Origin of the sequence: Lactococcus sp. bn62 (assembly GCF_029492705.2) — a bacterium.
In the GTDB taxonomy this organism is placed as follows: domain Bacteria; phylum Bacillota; class Bacilli; order Lactobacillales; family Streptococcaceae; genus Lactococcus; species Lactococcus petauri.
In genome coordinates this window covers 356,344-374,559 of record NZ_CP120417.1, presented here as the reverse complement: position 1 = coordinate 374,559, position 18,216 = coordinate 356,344, and the positions used below count along the sequence as shown (strand labels likewise).

The following is an 18,216-nucleotide window of genomic DNA, read 5'->3' as shown; positions in this document are numbered from 1 at the left end:
TTCATATCCCATCACTCACACCTCCACAGGCACAAGCTCAATTTTATATATGGTTGCTTGGCTCCCTGATTTTTCAGTAAGGTGTTTGAACTGTTTAGCTTCTTCTAGCGTGGAAAAAACGTCTATATCCTGACTAATTAAGCCATTATTTAATATCACTTTTACGTAATATTTCATTCGCTCACCCTTTCTAAAACACTTGGCATGAACCAGTTACCAGAATTAAGCTTTATTTCGGCACTTTCCTCTTTCTTGCAAGAGTTTAAAACTCTCCGCAATTCAAGATTTTCAGCTTTTGAAAGTTTTAAAATAATGTCTCCAGTAACAACTGCATTTTTCAATTCCATTACTTCTCCTCCACAGAAACAGCAAACTGCCAGTAACGCTCATCAATTGACTTGATTTCTTGTTCAGTGAAATATTGTTGCCAATATCCTTCGTTGTTTTCTTCCTGTTCTATAAAACATTCATGATAATTGGCTACTCCTCCAAAAAGTAAAAATCTGCCATCATCATTATTTAAAAATTCAACTTCATATTTTTTCTCGCTCATTCCGCCACCTCAATCTGCTCATAGCTTCCAGTTTCCATGCTGTCGATTTCTTGCTGAGTGAAAATTTTGGCGAGATGTTTATAAGGCACGAAATTACCACCAGCACCTAAATACAATTCTTCAACGTCTGAGTCATCACTATCAGGATCAAAAATCAATACCGATTTATGCTTCAGATAAAACCGCTTCTCCTTGACTGTGTAGCCGTTTTTCATGTGAACTAATGTTGTGATAGCTTTATTTTCGTCATAGCCGAACCAATTTTCAAACTCATCTGTAGATTCATCCGTTAGATCTCTACATGTCTCAAAAATCATATAATCTAAACTGCCTTTATTTTCCTCATGCCAATCAGCAACAAACTGCGGAACTTCTGGAATCTCTGGCTGCTGCTTTTTGAGCTGTGATTCTAATTCCCTAATTTTGTCCTCAGCTTTAAAAGCGTACTCTTTCCACTCTTTCAGCGTTTGTGCGCCTTTGGTAAACTTACTTGACAATTTTTCAAACGATACATCACGTTTAGAAAATGGGTCAATTCCTGCGTTGCTTGGTCTTTTTACTTCTTCTTCAAACTTCTTCATCCTGAGCCTCCTACACAATCACACGTTTCCACTGCGACATCCTGAACTGTCTATCATCCACTTCTGCAATTAATTCTCGAACACGAGAATAATTATCAACACCAGGACCAAGCACAATACTTGGTCCTGCACCTCCCCAATATTCTGGTCGATTATCAGCACCGATATGGCCACAACACGAGTTTTCAGTCCAAATATCGTTATCCCATAAATGTTGAATAACTGGAGCTATGCATGCATCAACAGACACACTTTTGTCAGTATGCGGGGCTTTTAATTCGATTGCTTTGTCTTTGCCGCAATCTGCGTTATACGAATAACAATTACACATCTTGTTTCTCCTCTATAATCTCAGCATTTATACACTGTTTAGCAATATGTTCTGCTTCTTCCTTGGTGCTCACTGTGTAATAGCTGTGCAATCCTGGCTTGTGCGGTACTTTAACGATGTATTTCTTCATCCTGATTCTCCCCTTCAGATAAAACATGAACTGTATCAATTAAGCAATTCATATAGCCTGTGTTAAATTCTTCATGTTCACAATTATTCCAGTCCACAAATCCACTTGTAAGCTTATGGATTATCTCTAGCTTTAGACTTGCAGAAACTTCTGCTCTCATGTCTTCATTGTTAAGTGCCACAGCTGTAACTTTAATTCCCATCATTTATCCTCCTACAAATATTTTGAAATTACAGCCAGCACTTGTAAAACAAACACTGCTACCCATAACCAAACCGTCCATTGTTTCTCGGTTGCATCTTTTAATATTAGATTTAGTGTTAACACGAAAATCAAAATTTTATCTAGTGTCATTTATTTTCCTCATTTTCTAAAATTAATCCCCCAGTCAGCTCTTCATATCCATCTAAAATTTGAAAAGTTCCGTCCTTGATTTTCTTAGTAGTGACTTTAAGCCGATCAACGTCATACACTTTCTGAACGTATAATTCAAATACTGGGTATTTATGTTGCAGTTGCTTAAAGGATACTGGCTTTATTTTAATAATAGGAAAAATATTTTTTCCTTTATATTCAAATTTCATTTTTAGCCTTTCATATATGCCCATATTTCGCCCTGTGCTGTGTTTTTAGTTATAAACATATAATCTATCCAAAATAATATAACAAGGCGAATTTGGTCCGATTTTTTGGCATGTGTCCCTATAATTCCTCAACATCAACTTCTAATCGGTAACCATTGTGACCAGATAGGCCGCCAAACTGATATTTTGTGAACTTCACAACTTCGTGATTATCATCTGTCCAAAGTCTAGATTCAGTAAAACCATCCATGAGAGCTTTCAAAGTTGGCTGTAAGTTATCTGGATCACTTCTGCGCTTAGTTGGTGTATATACTGTAAGGGTCACACCACAAATATTATCTGGAGTAAATATTGGCTGAACTAATCTCCATTTATGGTCATAAATTCCAACTGCTGATTTTACAACCGCATTTTGTGCTCTCAACTTCAATTGTTCAACTATTTTTGCTTTCTGATGAAAATGCATGCGATCATTTGAATTCAAAATTAGTTTATCTTGTTTGGAAACAACTTTAGATTTGCTGCTTGCTCGATATAAGTTAAAGATAAATTTCATGATTATACTTCCTCAAAATCTCCATCAATTGTATTTGGGTCTGGTAACTCTTCTTTTTCTTCTGTTACATCCTTTCGCTCTGACTGCTCAAACAAATCCATCTGATCATTTGCTTGTGCATCAAATTCGGAAGCTTGAATCAAGATATTGTCAAAAAGTTCATCTGTAAGGTTTGCGATTTTGTATGTCATACCTTTTTTGGCATAATCAAAATTCATTTCATTTAGCCACCCTTGGAAAGGTTGCACTGCTCCAAGTTCAGATAATGTAAATTCGCCTGTGATTTTTTTATTTGCTTTCATTTTGTTTCCTTTTCTTTTTTAATTTTTAAGTGGCGCTGCTGGAATCAAATCAAAATTATTTTTTCAAATTGATCATCAACTCGCACCTTTTTTCCGTTTATTATTTCCATGTGCCATGGGAACAAACGATTTGTTACTTCATCACGAGTTAACTTTGTCAAATCACTGATAAATTTAATTGGATCCATTGGCAAATTATTCTTTCTTGACCAATTTTTCCAACGGTCGTAATGATCAACAGTAACTCCAGAACACACTCGACTAGCTCGCTCCAGATAGTAATCTCTGAGTACTTCTGAAAAACTAACCATTTCTTCATCCATTAGCTAATCCTTTCTCTCGTACAAGATGATACATTTCATTTTGACTCATGCCTGTTGTATCAATACCTGCTTTAATAAGTTTGGCTTCATCCGACCATTCAGGGATTTTTTTCGTATTTTTAGGAAGTTGCTTAGAAACCTGTGTTTTGAATTTAGAATTCTTTCGTTTAGATTCATGATTTTCAAGGTCAGCTAAGTTTTTAATTCCTTTATTTTCCCAGTTTTTTAATATGCCATTAACATAGCGAATCGTACGTTCATTATTTTCTACTGCTATTGCTGCTGCTTTGATTACCATTTCTTCAGAGTGGTCTTCAAGCCAATCATCAAATCGCTGCAATGTATATCCATTCAGCGAACCTAAACCAAAGTTTTCTTCCCAGAATGAAATAAGCTCAGATTTTGATGATGATTTTATTTGTTTATCAGTAATTGGTTTATTAGTGTTTGGTGTATTAGTCTTTAGTAGGGGGTCATTTTCCACATTCTGGCTTTCCCACCTTGTGGGTTTTCCAGATGTGGCTTTTCCACCTTGTGGGTTCTGCCATTCTGGATTTTTAAAATCTGATGCTTCTTTGAACCATTCTTTTACCCTTTTGCTCTCTGGATCAATTAGCCTTGATGTTCGAGCATATCCATTTACTTCAAGTTCTTTCCAAGATTTCTTTACTATCCCTTCCCCATCCTTATGGTGATTAGCTATTTCTTCAAAATATATTTTCCAATCATCTGGCAAACTGAGAATATACGCGAGCAAACCTTTTGCTTTTAGTGATAAATTATCATCACGTAGAAACTCATTATTCAAGATTGTAAAATTATCTCCCGCACGTTTTCGTTTTATACTTTGTTTCATTTTATATCTCCAAAAACAATAGGTTAACGCTGGGTCTACGTGAGCACATAGCGTTAGGTACTTACATGTCCTTCCTGCACAAAGCCTATTGTGTGATGCTGATCCATTTAATATTCAGATAAAACTATGACTTTCTAACGTGTTTCAATGACAAAATACGATTTTCTGTTATTACCGTCTATTACTGAACAAATGAATCTACGATGCTTTTAACGTGGTTCCGAGCACATATTTTTATCCTTTTTCTAACGGGAAAAGTTCTTCAACAGCTCCATCTTGGATATCTGTATGTTGTTTTGCTGACTCCTGTATTTTAAGCCAATCAACTATAGACAAAACCGCTTCTGCTCGATCCATATTCTCCCAGTACTCAATATCCTTATCAGTCGCTCCTTTGGAAGTTGCAGCATTTATTGCTCGCTCATACTGATCTTGAATTTTTTTGTTAGTATCTTCTTCATTTTTATTTGAAACTTGAGAATGAGGAAGTTCCACTGGTTTATTAATGATTTGCTGTAAAGTTGGACGCATTTCGTCATACCTTAAGTTAGAGATATCAAATCGTCGTCTATTATCCTTATCAAAGTAAGCTCTAATCTCAACATCTTGGTCTTTTAAAACAAGATTCTTAAGCGCTTTGCGTAAGGCTGGCTTATAACCTGTAATTTCTCCGCTCTTTTGATCAATCTCTTCAACATCTCGGCTTAACAAGACAATTGTTTTGTCTCTGAATTTGCTCATGAGCAAGCTTTGCATATCTTTATAAAGTGCGTTAATCTTTCCCCATGCACGCATAGCTTGTCTAGAGCCTATTTCTTTCCTCAGAAGTGTCTGGGCTCGTTCGTCAAAATCTTCAATTAAATCAATAACCAACACATCCCAATTCGCAGAGTCCTGTTCAGCAATATTTAAAGCTTGGATAAAGTTTGTAATGATTTGCTCTGCATTCGTCGGAAATTCAAAATCAATGGCCCGATACCCTTGTCGATTAGCATTGCCATCTGTACTAATGAATAAGGCCCGTTCTGGAACGCTCGCAAATTTTGCAGCAAGCGTGGTTTTACCTGAACCTCCTCCCCCAGAAATGAGTATTCTATTTAATTTAGGACTTCTTGTACCTGCTGGTTTTATCTGCATTACCATGTTTCAATCTCCAATTCTTCATATTTTTTATTCTGAACACAACATGCACAGTTGTGACAATAATATCCATCCATAGCCTCATGATCTATGCTATGGGCAATATTATCCAATTCAGCAAGTACCGTCTGGACTAGCACCTTATCTTCTACTTCAGAAAGTTTTCCAAAATTCATTGTCACTGATTTTATATTTACTGGAAGCTTCTTTGTAAAACCGACAATACGTCCTGTTATTGTATAGCCAGCCAAAGCGTATTCTTCGTAGTTCTCAGAAATCAGCCAAGCGTAAAGTGCAAGTTGCTCTCTGTAATGAGAGTACCAATCCAGATACGCTCTTAAATTCTTGTCAAATTTATCTTCAAAATCAGCAGCGGTTTTCCAATCTATAATTTCAATCACTTTATTTTCATGATCAAATTTCACGACGTCCAAACGACCACTGATGACAAAATCTTGATATGCTGCTCTTAAATAAAGCTCTTGCTTACATTCCTCTAAATTAAGCTCCTGATAGACACTTGATTTTTTTACTTGATCTACTACTAAAACGATATCCCGGTATACTTTTTTAATAGATTCGTTCTTTTTGCCAATATTACCTAGCATGTGCATCATATTTTCAGTAATAAACTTATTTGCACTATCTTGCCCTTCTAACATGGCGTGAGCATATGAGCCAACTAATAATGCTTCTGTTGGTTCTTCTACAAAACGTTTAGCTTTACGCTCTCTTAGTTGAAAAGGACACTCTTGAAAAGTTCGTATATCAGAGAAACTAAAACGAGGTAATTCATTATTCATCCAAAAGTCCCTCTTTTCTATATTTTTTAGCAGTATAGGCTGCACGTTTTAGCATTTCATTAGCAGTCCAATCTTGATACTGAACAATTTTTTCAAGTATTTTTCTTTCTTCATCGTCAAAATCACGTGTCGCTAGATCATATTTGGTATCTGTAACTTTTATCATTACTTCTTCACGTTCTCTGCGAAGTGTAGCGATGAAATTACAGTATTGTAATTTATCCATTTTTAATTCCTCCAATTTTTGTTATAATTAGAGTAGAATCTCGCAAAGTTTCTACTCAGCTCACTCTGCAAAGTGAGCTTTTTTATTTTTCTCTGAACACATTGATATCAACGTCCAGAGCATCCGCTATTTTGCATACCGTTTCAAATGAAGGATTTTCAGTCTGTTTCAACTTCATTTGTGAAAAATACTGTTTTGATATTCCTGTCATTTTTGACAAACGATAAGTAGAGATATTTTTCTCTTGCATTATTTTTTCTATTTTATTCCACATACCACTATATGTTGTATTGACCTTTCTTGATTTATGGGTTTCCAGCACTATATGTAGTAATATCCATTTGACTAAACATAGTGATTTTTGTTACAATATATTTATGAATGACAAGCCGTGGTTGGTAAGTTTATTCATAAATATAAAATAGGAAGGAGATTATATGTCCGGAAAAAATCAACATGTTGTTTCTGATGGAAATGGTGGCTGGAATGTCAAAGGAGCTGGAAATACACGTGCTACAGCAAACTTTGGTACCCAAGCTGAAGCTATCAATAAAGCAACTCAAATTGCTAAAAATCAAAACTCAGAAATGTTTATTCATGGCCGTAATGGACAAATTCGTGAACGTAATAGCTATGGTAACGATCCATTCCCACCGAAAGGCTAATTTTTAGTTTTTGGCGTAATTCTAATCCTATAACCTTGTCCTGTTTCAACTGTATCCGCAGTTAGCACGGCAATAGTTACAGGATTTTTTTCATCTGTTTCTATTACTATTTTTTCGAATTCCTCATAGTTGATACTCATAAATTCCTCCTCTCCTTCTAGTTGCCACTAGAAGCTTTTTATTTTGTCATGTAGCGAAGGTAATCGCTTAGTTTATAAAACGTCTTAGGAAACGTAAATTCTGGTCTATATACTGTCCAAGTTTTATTTACATTGTTTATGCAGACTTCTTTCCCATCAGTTGTATAAAAAGTGTCATATTCTGGCATTTTTATTCTCCATTTCTTAAGCTGGTTCAAATTCAAAACTTGTTTGTGAGTTTAACGAACGAATTTCCAATGTTGTATTAAATGCTGGTTGCCACATTTCAAGATATTCTAACGCTTCGTCATAGCGACTAAGTGGAATATCACTATATTTCACAACATCAAATCGATTATTCAAATCTTTGTAGAACTCACGGAAAACTTTACTACCGATTTTCTTATGTGCATTTGAAGCTTTACCACCAGTAAACATATAAACTTTACTTGCTACTTTCTTCTGCAACACCTTCGCTTTATTTGAAGGAAGTCCAAAACGGTTGGTTAAATCAAGAACTGAATTTTCGATTTGTTCGACTTTTTTATTCAAGTTCACGTTTCCTTGAGCGAGTAATGCAATTTGTTGTTCAGGAGTTTGCGGTAAAAGCTGTTGTTTGTATTCTTTTTCAACTTGGATAAAATAATCACGAATTTCACGGCTCTTTTTAGTTTGGCTTTGCATTGCTAAATGTTTTGCATTGTCTGCAGTTACCGCATAATCTTGGAGTTGCTGAACCTTATCTGGAAATTTTGGATTATAGGGTGCAGTTGTAACTACACCCTCAAAATCTTCATGTTCCACAAGTAATTTTGAATTTTGAGTCCACCACTCAGCAAATCTTGTTTTTACTCCAAGAACTTTATATAATTCTCGTGCGCTTACTACTTGATCATTGTTTTCGTTTTGTGTGATGTTAATTAATTGATTCATTCTCTTACCTCGGCATTTTCTTTAAATTCAAATTTTGGTGGACGTGCAATTCCTCTAGTTTGCTTTTTCCATACTAACCAGGCATCAAATGCTTTTAAATTTGTGGCACGTCCTCTCAAGAATCTATTAAATTCTCCATGAGTGAAGTCCTCAAATTCTCTAAGCTTATCCTGTGTGGCTCTGTATGCTCTTGACCAGTCTTTCTTTGTTACAAACGGATTGTAATAGCGTGTGATAGATTCATCATCAGCATAAGGGCTCTCTATTTCATATAGTGAGTTTACTTTGACTAAATTGATAGATTTATCCATTAGCCACCTCCTACTTGATGTCCCAATATTCAATCAAGAATGCAATAAACCATTTAATTGATTGAGTATATTTTCTTTTTCCGTTCAATACTGCGCTAATATCTGTTGCTGCAAACTTATAAGGGGGATTTTTAATATTTTCATAAGCCCAAATCACATCCTTGTTACTTTTGCCTTGCGTCTCCATGAATTCAACAATCTTCAGTCGTTGTGAATCATAGCTTTGTTCTACTTCTGACATCTTTATCCTTTCTGCCTAATGGCGTTTTATTTTCTAAGGTTAGATGAAAAGTTAGATTATTTGTAGTTAGCACTTGACAGCTAACTACATTTCGTATAGAATATAAGCATAGAGAAAAGCCTTAATTAAAACATTTTAAACTGCCGGGAAGCGTGTTTGTAGTGTTTGTTGTTAAGTTATTTTTCTAACGTTTTTTCTAACTTTTTATCTTACAAGAATCATTATATACGTTTTTGTAGTTCTTGTCAAGAGTTAGACTACGTTTTTGTAAAAAAATATTCTAGGAGACCTATATAATGCCTGATATGACTACCTTTGATAGGATAAAAGAACTCGCAGAAAAAAGAGGAAAGTCTCTTCCTGCAGTGTCTGCTGATTTGAAATTTAGCGACAATCTTTTCTATCGCTGGAAAACATCAAACCCTAAAGCGAGTGACTTAGCAAAAGTTGCCGATTATTTCCACGTTTCAGTTGACTATCTATTAGGTCGTGAAGACATCCCTGGGGATGAGTTGGATGAAATAATGAATGCTTATGGCTTCTCTGATAGCTTAAAACAATCTATAAAAAGCACTGAAAACTACTCCGGCAAGCCATTAACTGAAGAAAACTATAAAGCAATGGCTGACTTAGTTAATATGTATCTTCAATCAGTAAAAGCGGAAAATCAAGATAAATAAGGAGCTTCTATGGGAGATAATGGATTAGATATTGATGAATATCTTATAGAAAATAACATCCCTATTATTTGGGCACCAGTTGATTATTTCGAGCGAGGTAGTTACATACCAAAATGTAATGAATTCCCTAACGGCGCAATCATTGTTAGATTAGGCATGAATTCTCACGAAACTAGATATACAAAAATTCATGAGACAACACATATTTCAGAAGGTGCACAGATACTAGAATTAAATTTCTCATCCAAGCACTCTAAGAATGAATTTATAGCTAATAGCGCAATAATTCGTGAAGAGGTTCCAAGATTTGTAGAAGAAAATGAAAACTGCTTAGAATATGCGACAGCTTCTAGATTATGTGAACGCTTATCACTCGACTATGATACCTATTATGATATTGCTAAAGAAGAAATAGAAGATTATGTCGGTGAGAATTATGGTGTCTATCCTCGTTTTAGATTCTGGGGTTGGTAGTCTTTTTGAAATAAACTACGTGCGCTAACCACGTTAAAAGGGTAAGGAGAAATTTTTTAATGGAAAATAAGGAAAAAAAGGCATTGCCTATTATTGCACTTATTATTGGAATTCTAGCTCTTGTACTTTCATGGGTACCAATTGTTAATAACTTTGCTGCAGTTCTAGCCGTAGTTGCTATTATTTTGGGAGTGATAGCAATTATAGTTAACCGAAAAAACAAAAAAACTTTGAGTATTGTTGGGGTAGTTATTTCAGTTCTAGCTATTGTTATCGTTTTAGCAACTCAAGCTATGTATTCTAGTGCAATTGATGGTGCTAGCAAAGCTGTAAGCACTTCTATGTCAAGCTCTCAAAAAGAAGCTGAAGATAAGTTCAAATGGAGTAAATCTGATTATGATGCCCTTGTTACTGGAGATACAATGACAGGTGCTGGCGGATCAAATTATGATACTTTAGAAGCAAAATACGGTAAACCTTCTAATTCAACAGAATCTACTTCTGGAGACTATACAATTAGAAGCGTTTCATGGGATAACATGGGAGCAAAAGATTACAAATCTGTAAGTTTAACGTTTACGAAACAGGCTGATGGATCTTGGTTACTCTCAAATAAAATGCAATCAGGTTTGGAATAAACAAAAAAGCCGCCCAAGTTTGGCGACGAGGGGCGACTTTATATGAAATAAGTATAGAAACGACACGGTTTTCGTGAAGTTTTCTTATACTCTATTTTACTAGAAAAAGGAGTAGAAATCAAATGTGGGTAGAAGCTAGGAAAGACGGAAAGTTTAATCTGCGTGAGAGATATAAAGATCCATACACAGGAAAAACACGCACAAGTTCAATAGTAATTGAAAAAAATACTCCTCAGGTAATCAAGAAGTCCCAGAAAGTACTATTGAACAAAATCAATAATAAATTAGTAACTGATCCTAATCAAAAAAATATAAACTTTGGTGAGCTTTACACAGAATGGTTTCGTTACTATAAAGTTCAAAATAAAAGAAGCAGCTGGATTAAAGTTCCATTCTATTTAGATAAACATGTATTTCCTATTATCACAAAGGATATACTTATAAAAAATATCACTTCTGAACTTATCATGAAAGTAATAGACAATATGTATACTTTTGGAGACTATTCTCTAAATTATACAAAACAAACAAGAACAACAATTTCTGCAATGTTTAATTTTGCAGTTGATAAAGGATATATAGAACAAAACCCTGTATCTAAAACCAAAGTAATACCTAAAAGAGAAACTGAACGAAAAAATAAAAAGAAATTAAGTGAAAAATATTTAGAAAAAGATGAGGTGGAATTATTACTTGCTGCTCTATACTCTAAAAATTCCAACAAACTTCATGGAATGATTTCAGAGTTTCTAGTTTTGACAGGTCTAAGATATGGTGAATTACAAGCACTTCAGTGGAAGAACTTTGATGGAAAATCAATTAGTGTAGAAGGAACACTGGATTATACTTTAACAACAATGGATAAAGCCATAAAAACTTCAACAAAAAATGAAAGTTCTGAAAGAATTATAGTCTTACCCCATAAAGCAATTGAGATTCTTTTAGAGTTACAAAAAATAAATTCACTAAAGTTTACAACCGAACCAGAAGATTATATATTCTTATCACGATTTGGAAATCCTCTTTCTATCCATGCTTTTAATCCTGTCATAAAAAGAGCGGGGAATAAAATTGGTTTAGAAAAAAATATCACTAGCCACATATTTAGACATACACACGTATCTATTCTAGCAGAATCAAATATACCACTAAAGGCAATAATGGAACGTGTGGGACACGCTGATGCAAATACAACATTATCAATCTATAACCACGTTACTAAGAAATCAAAAGAGCAGATAACAGCTGCTCTTGATAATTTATTTTAAATTATTGCCCACCTTTTGCCCATTTTATATATTTTATACCTAAAAATAGAAAAAGAACCCTTTAATATCAAGGATTCTTTTGCAATTCTACATCATGCCACCCATCATTGATGGATCCATAGCTGGAGCTGCTGGTGCAGCTGGTTCTGGTTTATCAGCAACGACTGCTTCAGTCGTCAAGATAAGTCCTGCTACTGAGGCCGCATTTTGGAGGGCTGAACGTGTTACTTTAGCCGGATCCACAATACCTGTCTCAATCATTTCAACCCATTCACCAGTTGCGGCATTGAAACCAATACCTTTTTCTGCTGATTTAAGTTTATCAATAATGATTGAACCTTCGTAACCTGCATTAGCCGCGATTTGACGTACTGGTTCTTCTAATGCGCGACGTACAATTGTGATACCTGTTTGCACGTCCCCTTCTTCTTCAAGACTGTCGAGGGCAGAGATAACTGTAACAAGGGCAGTACCTCCACCAGCAACGATACCTTCTTCAACGGCTGCGCGTGTTGCATTAAGTGCGTCTTCAATCAAAAGTTTTTGCGCTTTAAGTTCAGTTTCTGTAGCGGCGCCGACTTTAATCACAGCGACTCCACCAGAAAGTTTAGCTAAACGTTCTTGAAGTTTTTCACGATCAAATTCTGAAGTAGTTTGTTCAACTTGAGCTTTAATTGTTGCTACACGAGTAGCAATAGCATCTGCTGAACCGGCACCTTCAACGATTGTCGTATGTTCTTTATCAACAGTTACTTTATTGGCTTGACCAAGTGCATCTAAGCTTGCATCTTTAAGTTCTAAACCAAGCTCTTCCGTAATTACTGTACCGCCTGTGAGGATTGCTAAGTCTTCAAGTTGGGCCTTGCGGCGGTCGCCAAAGCCTGGAGCCTTAACCGCTACAACATTGAAAGTACCACGGATTTTGTTCAACACGAGGGTTGGTAATGCTTCACCATCAACATCATCTGCCACAATAAGTAAAGGACGATTTGTTTTCAAGATTTGTTCAAGTAATGGTAAAATTTCTTGAATATTTGAAATCTTCTTATCTGTGATCAAGATATATGGGTTATCAAGGTTGGCCACCATTTTTTCATTGTCTGTCACCATATATTGTGACAAGTAACCACGGTCAAACTGCATACCTTCTACAACTTCAAGTTCAGTTTGCATACCTTTTGATTCTTCAATAGTAATAACACCATCGTTACCAACTTTTTCCATGGCATTTGAGATATACTCTCCAACCTTTTCTGAACGAGAAGAAACAGAGGCAACTTGTGCAATAGCTTCTTTACCAGATACTGGAATAGATAATTCCTTGAGTGCTTTTACTGCTGTTTCAGTTGCTAACTCAATACCACGACGAATGCCCACTGGATTAGCTCCAGCAGTTACGTTCTTCAAACCTTCACGAACAATCGCTTGTGTTAAAACAGTCGCTGTTGTAGTACCATCACCCGCAACATCATTTGTTTTTGAGGCCACTTCACTGACTAATTTTGCCCCCATATTTTCAAAGTGATCTTCTAATTCAATTTCTTTTGCGATGGTTACACCATCATTCGTGATAAGTGGACTACCATATGATTTTTCCAGAACAACATTGCGACCTTTAGGACCAAGTGTTGTTTTTACTGTATCTGCTAAAATATCAATACCACGAACCATTGCTGAACGAGCATCTGATGAAAATTTAATATCTTTTGCCATTTTTTTATTATCTCCTGTCTTTATTTTCCTTAAACAATCGCAAGAATTTCAGATTCTTTGATAATCAAGAAATCTTCGCCTTCAAATTTTACATTTGTACCGGCAAACTTTTCAAAGAGAACTGCATCACCAACTTGCACTGTTGGTGTAATAACTGTACCATGAGGAGTTGTTTTACCTGGGCCTACTGCCACAACTTCTGCAACTTGTGGTTTCTCTTGTGCTGCTGAGGCCAAGACGATCCCACCTAAAGATTTTTCTTCTTCCTCTTTTATACGCAATACAACGCGATCCGCTAAGGGTTTCAACATGTTATTCCTCCATTTATGTTATTTTAGCACTCTTTAAGTTGGAGTGCTAATTTATATATCTTATTTTACCGCGAAGGTCAAAATTAGTCAAGAAAAAAACTTCTTTTTTTATTTTTTTAAATCGTTTTCTTATGAAGCCTGAGTTTCTTCAAGGCCCACTCGTAATGTGAAGCCAATGATGACTGAAAATACTGCGCTAAGGATGTTGTCGCAGTCCAAGGATAATATTGCTTCGTATAAAGCTCTTCATCTGAAAAATGTTGCAATAACTGGATAGTTCTTAGGTGGCTTGTAGCAAGTTTTTCCTTTATTTCTTCATAAGGAGTAGCTTGATGCTTTTCCCAGATTTCTTGATTCATTGTCGCATAGTTTTTCCAAGTATAGGGTGTGGGTAAAAAGCTTTGAAAGTTTCCTGAAATATTACTTTTTACAAAATTTTGTAAAAGTACTTGCCACTCATAAAGATGGGCATACACATCACGGATATTCTTATCTCGCCCCCAATGTGTCTCTTTTCCCTTCTCTTGGCCAAAGGCAAAAGTTGCCGTTTGTGCTTCTAAAGGTAGTGTGTCAACCAAATGACACAGCTTTTTCCAGTTTTCTTCTGAAAAGGAAATCAACTCTTTTTTCGTTTTTGCCTTTACCATTTTTCCCTCCTCACTTTCCTGTTCTCATCCTATCAAAAGAAAACGCTTTTTTCAATTTAAAACGGTAATTCATCTTCTTTTAAATTAAGAGCACTATTTTCTATAGAATCTTGTCGCATGGCAACTGTCGCGCGACTTTCCAAAAGGTCAAAAGTTTTTACCAACACTTCTGTTACATAGCGCTTTTGTTCCTGCTTGTCCACATAATTCCTGGTTCGTATCTCCCCTTCCACAGCAAGTAGGGCGCCTTTTTTAGCATAGGATGTACAGTGTTCCGCCTGTTTCTCCCAAAAGACCAAAGCGACAAAGTCTGTATCTTTTTCACCTGAAGCATTTTTATAGCGTCGTTTGACAGCGAGATTTATCCTCAATAGGCTTTTCCCATTAGATGTTTTAGTGAGTTCTGGATCTGCAACGAGTCGGCCAACAAGTAACGTTTTATTCATTTTGACACCTCCTTACTTTTTGTACGAAAAAAGACCTCAGCTTTCACTAAGGTCTTTATTATTTTATATTTAGGCTTGCCACATGCTTGTTGCATCAAAAGCTGATCCAGCTTCTAAATCTGTATTCAATTCGATAATACCACGAACTTGTGGTGCATTTGGTAAGTCAAGCTCTCGTGCCGAGCACAGCATACCATAAGAAGGTACGCCACGCAAAGCGCCTGGCCAGATTAAAGAACCAGAAGGCATCATTGCACCAGGTAAAGCCGCTACTGTTTTCATACCAACAACGGCATTAGGAGCACCACAAACGATTTGAACTGGTGCATCTAGACCAACTTCTACTTGGCACACATGTAAATGATCGCTGTCTGCATGATCCTCCATCGTTAAAATCTCAGCGACTACAAATTTAGGTTGGCCATCATATGTAAGTTGCTCGTCAAAGCCAGCTGCCTTAAGTTTTACATTAAGTTCCGTTACTTGATGCTCAGATAAATCATTCTGTCCTTGAGCCAAATCTGGCCAGTCTTTTTTTATATCGAAAATGTTCCAGCCCACTGTTTGTCCTGTATCTTCACGGAAGATACGCGCAACATCCGCCTTACGTTCGTAAGTTACTTCTGCTCCCTCATTGTTTGCCACAATCAGCATGAGGACATCACCAACATTTTTATTATACGTTGCAATCATTTTATTTATCTACACCCTTCAAAAATTCACTAACTTCTTCTTTAGTTTTACGTAGCTTATTCACTAAGCGTCCTGTTTCTTTACCATTTTCAAGTGTCACAAAGCTAGGAATACCCATGATTCCCCATTCAATAGCCAAGTCCATGAATTCGTCACGGTCAACTTCTACAAAGTTAAAGTCTGAAAATTCAGCTTCTAATTCTGGCATTTTTGGTTTGATAAAAGTACAGTCTGGGCACCATCCTGCAGTGAAAAACAAGACATGTTTACCTTCTGATTTTACAATTTCAGCTAGTTCCTCATAATTTTTTGGAATAATCATAAATACTCCTCTCCTAATTCTGTAATTTCTAAGGTTTCTCCATCAATTTCAAAATTGATGTTTTGGTTTGCTCCAACAATCACGCCACCTTTATAAATAGCTCCGCGATCTGCCTCCTCAAAGATCCATACTGTTTGAATATCTTGGTCAGCAAAAGCTTCACGTACTGCTTGAATAACCTCTGCCCGCAAATTTTCTTCAACGTGCTTATAACTCTGATAGAGCACTCGCGCACCTGCTACACCAGCCAGCAGCCCTAAACCAACTTTCAAATATTTTTTCATATAAAAAATTTTAACATAAATTTGAGTATATTAGTACTTATAATTACTGTTTCCCCTCAGATCAGTTCCGCTTTTCTATAAATCCCCTAAAACTTATCCGTCTTTAAAAATTATAGTTATTAAATAGCATTAGGACAATACTATTATATACGGCTTTTAAATGCTACAATAAGGGAGTATAAAAAATCAAAGGAGACGAGATGACTCTATTTAACAAAATTAAAGAAATAACTGAAATTCAAGCAACAAGTGGTTACGAAGCACCAATGCGTGACTATCTTCGTGCCCGTATGGTGGACCTCGGCTACACACCTGAAACTGATGGTCTGGGCGGAATCTTTGTCACTAAAGAAAGTAAAACAGAAAATGCGCCTCGTGTTATGGTTGCAGCTCACATGGATGAAGTCGGCTTCATGGTGTCGTCAATTAAGGCAGATGGTACTTTACGTGTAGTCACTCTGGGTGGTTGGAATCCTTTAGTTGTTAGTGCACAACGCTTTACGCTATTCACACGTGATGGTAAAAAAATACCTGTTGTGACTGGTGGCCTACCACCACATCTTTTACGTGGAGCAGCGGGCGCACCTGCTATGCCACAAGTGGAAGATATCATCTTTGACGGTGGTTTTATGAGCAAAGAAGAAGTTTTAGAATTTGGGATTCGTCAAGGTGACGTCATCGTTCCTGAATCTGAAACAATTTTAACTGCTAATGGTAAAAATGTCATCAGTAAAGCTTGGGATAATCGCTACGGGTGTCTTATGGTCTTAGAACTTCTGGACTACCTTAAAGACAAAGAATTGCCAGTAACCTTGATTATCGGTGCAAATGTTCAGGAAGAAGTTGGCCTTCGCGGTGCCCATGTTTCAACAACTAAATTTAAACCTGAAGTTTTCTTTGCTGTTGACTGCTCTCCTGCAACGGATACTTTTGGAAACGACAATGGTCGTCTTGGCGAAGGCTCGCTTCTTCGTTATTACGACCCAGGTCATATCATGCTGCCTGGTATGAAGGACTTCCTCCTCAATACAGCAGAAGTTAATGGTATCAAAACACAAGCTTATATCTCAAAAGGTGGAACTGATGCTGGTGCAGCACACTTGCAAAACGAAGGCGTACCTTCAACAACTATTGGTGTGTGTGCCCGTTATATCCATAGTCACCAAACCATCTTCAACATGGATGATTTCACAGAAGCGCAAAACTTTATCCGGGCTATCGTTACGAGTCTAAACCAAGAAAAAGTAGCAGCTATTAAAAACTACTAATAAAAAAGTTAAAAAAAGGGGTCCTGAGCCTCTTTTTTTAGTCATTCAGTTTTATTTCAGAAAGAAAAAGTAAAATCATAAAGCACCAAATATGAATTTTAGGGAAATTTATGAATAAAAAACTATACTATACTACTGGTTTACTTACTCTGGTAAGTTTTATCACACTGACTGCCATTGTAAAACTTTCTTATACACACGCACCTATTCCAAGCATTGATTCGCATTTACAGACAGTTGCTTGGCATCTTCAAAACAATGAATTTTTGGTTCAAATTTCAAGTGTAATTGCTAAATTTCTAGGCGACACAATGGGCGCTATAATTGGTCTTGTTATTGCTGCTATTATTTTTATCAAAGATAAGGTTTCAGCAATATGGTTAGCTCTTGTAGCCGGAATTGCTGTGGGGGGAAATACCTTGATTAAATTAGTTATCGGCCGTGATCGCCCTGACATTCATCGTGTTGCCGCCTTTACAGATGAGCCAGGAAAAAGTTTTGCCAGTGGACATACAACTTTTGCTGTAGTACTCTTTGGCTGTCTCTTTTTTATCCTCTTACACTATCTCTCTTCTGTATGGAGCAAAACATTAGTTGGTTTTGTCGCTGTGGGGTTAATTTTTTTAACAATGTTTTCACGTGTACTTCTTGGGGTACATTATCCTTCGGATACTTTAGGCGGCTTACTTTGGGGGCTTTCAGTCATCTGCCTCACTTATCCAACTTATCTTCATTATAAAAACTCAGAAAAACCTCAACCTTATATACCTAAAAGCGTGAGAAAAGCTGATTAAAGC

At 36.3% G+C, this 18,216-nt stretch carries 35 protein-coding genes; 7 read left to right on the top strand and 28 right to left on the bottom strand.

The genetic code is table 11. The annotated features are described in order from the left end of the window. Positions 1-15: 15 nt before the first annotated feature. The 17 genes from P3G65_RS02140 to P3G65_RS02060 form a co-directional block, all read right to left on the bottom strand. The gene (locus P3G65_RS02140; RefSeq protein ID WP_284071291.1) at positions 16-177 is read right to left on the bottom strand and encodes a hypothetical protein; all 162 of its coding nucleotides are present in this window, start codon (positions 175-177) and stop codon (positions 16-18) included. Beyond that, positions 174-347, bottom strand: coding sequence for a hypothetical protein (locus P3G65_RS02135; protein ID WP_284071290.1), 174 nt, complete (start codon positions 345-347; stop codon positions 174-176). Before P3G65_RS02135 ends, P3G65_RS02140 begins: the two co-directional genes overlap by 4 nt. Next, a complete protein-coding gene (locus P3G65_RS02130; RefSeq protein WP_284071289.1) occupies positions 347-553 on the bottom strand; it encodes a DUF1642 domain-containing protein in 207 nt (68 codons plus the stop codon). Before P3G65_RS02130 ends, P3G65_RS02135 begins: the two co-directional genes overlap by 1 nt. Beyond that, positions 550-1,134, bottom strand: coding sequence for a DUF1642 domain-containing protein (locus P3G65_RS02125; protein ID WP_284071288.1), 585 nt, complete (start codon positions 1,132-1,134; stop codon positions 550-552). The genes P3G65_RS02130 and P3G65_RS02125 overlap by 4 nt, the downstream gene beginning before the upstream one ends. A 10-nt stretch (positions 1,135-1,144) precedes the next feature. After that, positions 1,145-1,384, bottom strand: coding sequence for a hypothetical protein (locus tag P3G65_RS02120; protein ID WP_213481989.1), 240 nt, complete (start codon positions 1,382-1,384; stop codon positions 1,145-1,147). Between the two features lie 73 nt (positions 1,385-1,457). Next, complete coding sequence (locus tag P3G65_RS02115; RefSeq protein WP_284071287.1) at positions 1,458-1,595, bottom strand: hypothetical protein; 138 nt, start codon at positions 1,593-1,595, stop codon at positions 1,458-1,460. Next, positions 1,576-1,800, bottom strand: a complete 225-nt coding sequence (locus P3G65_RS02110) for a hypothetical protein (RefSeq protein WP_284071286.1) — start codon at positions 1,798-1,800, stop codon at positions 1,576-1,578. The genes P3G65_RS02115 and P3G65_RS02110 overlap by 20 nt, the downstream gene beginning before the upstream one ends. A gap of 8 nt (positions 1,801-1,808) precedes the next feature. Further along, on the bottom strand, positions 1,809-1,949 hold the full coding sequence (locus tag P3G65_RS02105; RefSeq protein ID WP_284071285.1) for a hypothetical protein: 141 nt from the start codon (positions 1,947-1,949) through the stop codon (positions 1,809-1,811). Then, positions 1,946-2,203 carry a hypothetical protein gene (locus tag P3G65_RS02100; RefSeq protein WP_284071284.1) on the bottom strand — a complete coding sequence of 86 codons (258 nt, stop codon included), beginning with the start codon at positions 2,201-2,203 and terminating at the stop codon, positions 1,946-1,948. Before P3G65_RS02100 ends, P3G65_RS02105 begins: the two co-directional genes overlap by 4 nt. Positions 2,204-2,297: 94 nt before the next feature. Beyond that, the gene (locus tag P3G65_RS02095; RefSeq protein ID WP_284071283.1) at positions 2,298-2,663 is read right to left on the bottom strand and encodes a hypothetical protein; all 366 of its coding nucleotides are present in this window, start codon (positions 2,661-2,663) and stop codon (positions 2,298-2,300) included. Between the two features lie 74 nt (positions 2,664-2,737). After that, positions 2,738-3,037 (bottom strand): hypothetical protein, encoded by a 300-nt coding sequence (locus P3G65_RS02090; protein ID WP_284071282.1) that lies wholly within the window; start codon positions 3,035-3,037, stop codon positions 2,738-2,740. A 44-nt stretch (positions 3,038-3,081) separates the two neighbouring features. Next, complete coding sequence (locus P3G65_RS02085; RefSeq protein WP_284071281.1) at positions 3,082-3,348, bottom strand: hypothetical protein; 267 nt, start codon at positions 3,346-3,348, stop codon at positions 3,082-3,084. A gap of 4 nt (positions 3,349-3,352) precedes the next feature. Then, positions 3,353-4,216 carry a DnaD domain-containing protein gene (locus tag P3G65_RS02080; protein WP_284071280.1) on the bottom strand — a complete coding sequence of 288 codons (864 nt, stop codon included), beginning with the start codon at positions 4,214-4,216 and terminating at the stop codon, positions 3,353-3,355. A gap of 234 nt (positions 4,217-4,450) precedes the next feature. After that, positions 4,451-5,359 carry an AAA family ATPase gene (locus P3G65_RS02075; protein WP_225666837.1) on the bottom strand — a complete coding sequence of 303 codons (909 nt, stop codon included), beginning with the start codon at positions 5,357-5,359 and terminating at the stop codon, positions 4,451-4,453. Then, complete coding sequence (locus P3G65_RS02070; RefSeq protein WP_225666838.1) at positions 5,353-6,159, bottom strand: PD-(D/E)XK nuclease-like domain-containing protein; 807 nt, start codon at positions 6,157-6,159, stop codon at positions 5,353-5,355. Before P3G65_RS02070 ends, P3G65_RS02075 begins: the two co-directional genes overlap by 7 nt. Next, the gene (locus P3G65_RS02065; RefSeq protein ID WP_225666839.1) at positions 6,152-6,385 is read right to left on the bottom strand and encodes a hypothetical protein; all 234 of its coding nucleotides are present in this window, start codon (positions 6,383-6,385) and stop codon (positions 6,152-6,154) included. Before P3G65_RS02065 ends, P3G65_RS02070 begins: the two co-directional genes overlap by 8 nt. A gap of 82 nt (positions 6,386-6,467) precedes the next feature. After that, positions 6,468-6,659, bottom strand: a complete 192-nt coding sequence (locus tag P3G65_RS02060) for a helix-turn-helix transcriptional regulator (RefSeq protein ID WP_173817205.1) — start codon at positions 6,657-6,659, stop codon at positions 6,468-6,470. A gap of 163 nt (positions 6,660-6,822) precedes the next feature. Here P3G65_RS02060 and P3G65_RS02055 point away from each other — a divergent pair, with 163 nt between their 5' ends. Then, entirely contained in the window at positions 6,823-7,050 is a 228-nt protein-coding gene (locus tag P3G65_RS02055; RefSeq protein ID WP_040086485.1) for a DUF2188 domain-containing protein, read from the top strand. Here P3G65_RS02055 and P3G65_RS02050 read toward each other — a convergent pair. The 4 genes from P3G65_RS02050 to P3G65_RS02035 form a co-directional block, all read right to left on the bottom strand. Then, complete coding sequence (locus tag P3G65_RS02050) at positions 7,047-7,190, bottom strand: hypothetical protein (protein WP_019291322.1); 144 nt, start codon at positions 7,188-7,190, stop codon at positions 7,047-7,049. The genes P3G65_RS02055 and P3G65_RS02050 overlap by 4 nt on opposite strands. Positions 7,191-7,394: 204 nt before the next feature. Next, a complete protein-coding gene (locus tag P3G65_RS02045; protein ID WP_284071279.1) occupies positions 7,395-8,123 on the bottom strand; it encodes an ORF6C domain-containing protein in 729 nt (242 codons plus the stop codon). Continuing rightward, on the bottom strand, positions 8,120-8,434 hold the full coding sequence (locus P3G65_RS02040; RefSeq protein WP_284071278.1) for a hypothetical protein: 315 nt from the start codon (positions 8,432-8,434) through the stop codon (positions 8,120-8,122). Before P3G65_RS02040 ends, P3G65_RS02045 begins: the two co-directional genes overlap by 4 nt. Positions 8,435-8,444: 10 nt before the next feature. Further along, on the bottom strand, positions 8,445-8,675 hold the full coding sequence (locus P3G65_RS02035) for a hypothetical protein (protein WP_284071277.1): 231 nt from the start codon (positions 8,673-8,675) through the stop codon (positions 8,445-8,447). A 296-nt stretch (positions 8,676-8,971) separates the two neighbouring features. Between P3G65_RS02035 and P3G65_RS02030 the strand changes: the two genes are divergently transcribed. The 4 genes from P3G65_RS02030 (at position 8,972) to P3G65_RS02015 (ending at position 11,735) form a co-directional block, all read left to right on the top strand. Then, positions 8,972-9,355, top strand: coding sequence for a helix-turn-helix domain-containing protein (locus tag P3G65_RS02030; protein ID WP_284071276.1), 384 nt, complete (start codon positions 8,972-8,974; stop codon positions 9,353-9,355). Between the two features lie 9 nt (positions 9,356-9,364). After that, positions 9,365-9,829 (top strand): hypothetical protein, encoded by a 465-nt coding sequence (locus P3G65_RS02025; protein ID WP_284071275.1) that lies wholly within the window; start codon positions 9,365-9,367, stop codon positions 9,827-9,829. A gap of 59 nt (positions 9,830-9,888) precedes the next feature. Further along, positions 9,889-10,467 (top strand): YibE/F family protein, encoded by a 579-nt coding sequence (locus P3G65_RS02020; RefSeq protein ID WP_017370180.1) that lies wholly within the window; start codon positions 9,889-9,891, stop codon positions 10,465-10,467. A 122-nt stretch (positions 10,468-10,589) separates the two neighbouring features. Next, positions 10,590-11,735 (top strand): tyrosine-type recombinase/integrase, encoded by a 1,146-nt coding sequence (locus P3G65_RS02015; protein ID WP_284071274.1) that lies wholly within the window; start codon positions 10,590-10,592, stop codon positions 11,733-11,735. A gap of 87 nt (positions 11,736-11,822) precedes the next feature. On the opposite strand, the gene groL is transcribed toward P3G65_RS02015, so the two are convergent. From groL to P3G65_RS01980, 7 genes are all read right to left on the bottom strand, one after another. Then, a complete protein-coding gene (gene groL / locus P3G65_RS02010; RefSeq protein WP_003133890.1) occupies positions 11,823-13,448 on the bottom strand; it encodes a chaperonin GroEL in 1,626 nt (541 codons plus the stop codon). Between the two features lie 29 nt (positions 13,449-13,477). Then, the gene (gene groES, locus P3G65_RS02005; protein ID WP_019291353.1) at positions 13,478-13,759 is read right to left on the bottom strand and encodes a co-chaperone GroES; all 282 of its coding nucleotides are present in this window, start codon (positions 13,757-13,759) and stop codon (positions 13,478-13,480) included. Between the two features lie 116 nt (positions 13,760-13,875). Continuing rightward, positions 13,876-14,406, bottom strand: a complete 531-nt coding sequence (locus tag P3G65_RS02000) for a ClbS/DfsB family four-helix bundle protein (protein ID WP_019291354.1) — start codon at positions 14,404-14,406, stop codon at positions 13,876-13,878. A gap of 56 nt (positions 14,407-14,462) precedes the next feature. Next, positions 14,463-14,852, bottom strand: a complete 390-nt coding sequence (locus P3G65_RS01995; protein ID WP_019291355.1) for a single-stranded DNA-binding protein — start codon at positions 14,850-14,852, stop codon at positions 14,463-14,465. A 69-nt stretch (positions 14,853-14,921) separates the two neighbouring features. Next, positions 14,922-15,545, bottom strand: coding sequence for a YtpR family tRNA-binding protein (gene ytpR, locus P3G65_RS01990; RefSeq protein ID WP_019291356.1), 624 nt, complete (start codon positions 15,543-15,545; stop codon positions 14,922-14,924). A gap of 1 nt (position 15,546) precedes the next feature. Continuing rightward, entirely contained in the window at positions 15,547-15,867 is a 321-nt protein-coding gene (locus tag P3G65_RS01985) for a thioredoxin family protein (protein ID WP_019291357.1), read from the bottom strand. Then, on the bottom strand, positions 15,864-16,151 hold the full coding sequence (locus tag P3G65_RS01980; RefSeq protein WP_029343529.1) for a hypothetical protein: 288 nt from the start codon (positions 16,149-16,151) through the stop codon (positions 15,864-15,866). The genes P3G65_RS01985 and P3G65_RS01980 overlap by 4 nt, the downstream gene beginning before the upstream one ends. Positions 16,152-16,351: 200 nt before the next feature. Here P3G65_RS01980 and pepA point away from each other — a divergent pair, with 200 nt between their 5' ends. Both pepA and P3G65_RS01970 read left to right on the top strand, forming a co-directional pair. Continuing rightward, the gene (gene pepA / locus P3G65_RS01975; protein WP_019291359.1) at positions 16,352-17,419 is read left to right on the top strand and encodes a glutamyl aminopeptidase; all 1,068 of its coding nucleotides are present in this window, start codon (positions 16,352-16,354) and stop codon (positions 17,417-17,419) included. A gap of 110 nt (positions 17,420-17,529) precedes the next feature. Further along, positions 17,530-18,213, top strand: a complete 684-nt coding sequence (locus P3G65_RS01970; RefSeq protein WP_019291360.1) for a phosphatase PAP2 family protein — start codon at positions 17,530-17,532, stop codon at positions 18,211-18,213. Positions 18,214-18,216: the final 3 nt, after the last annotated feature.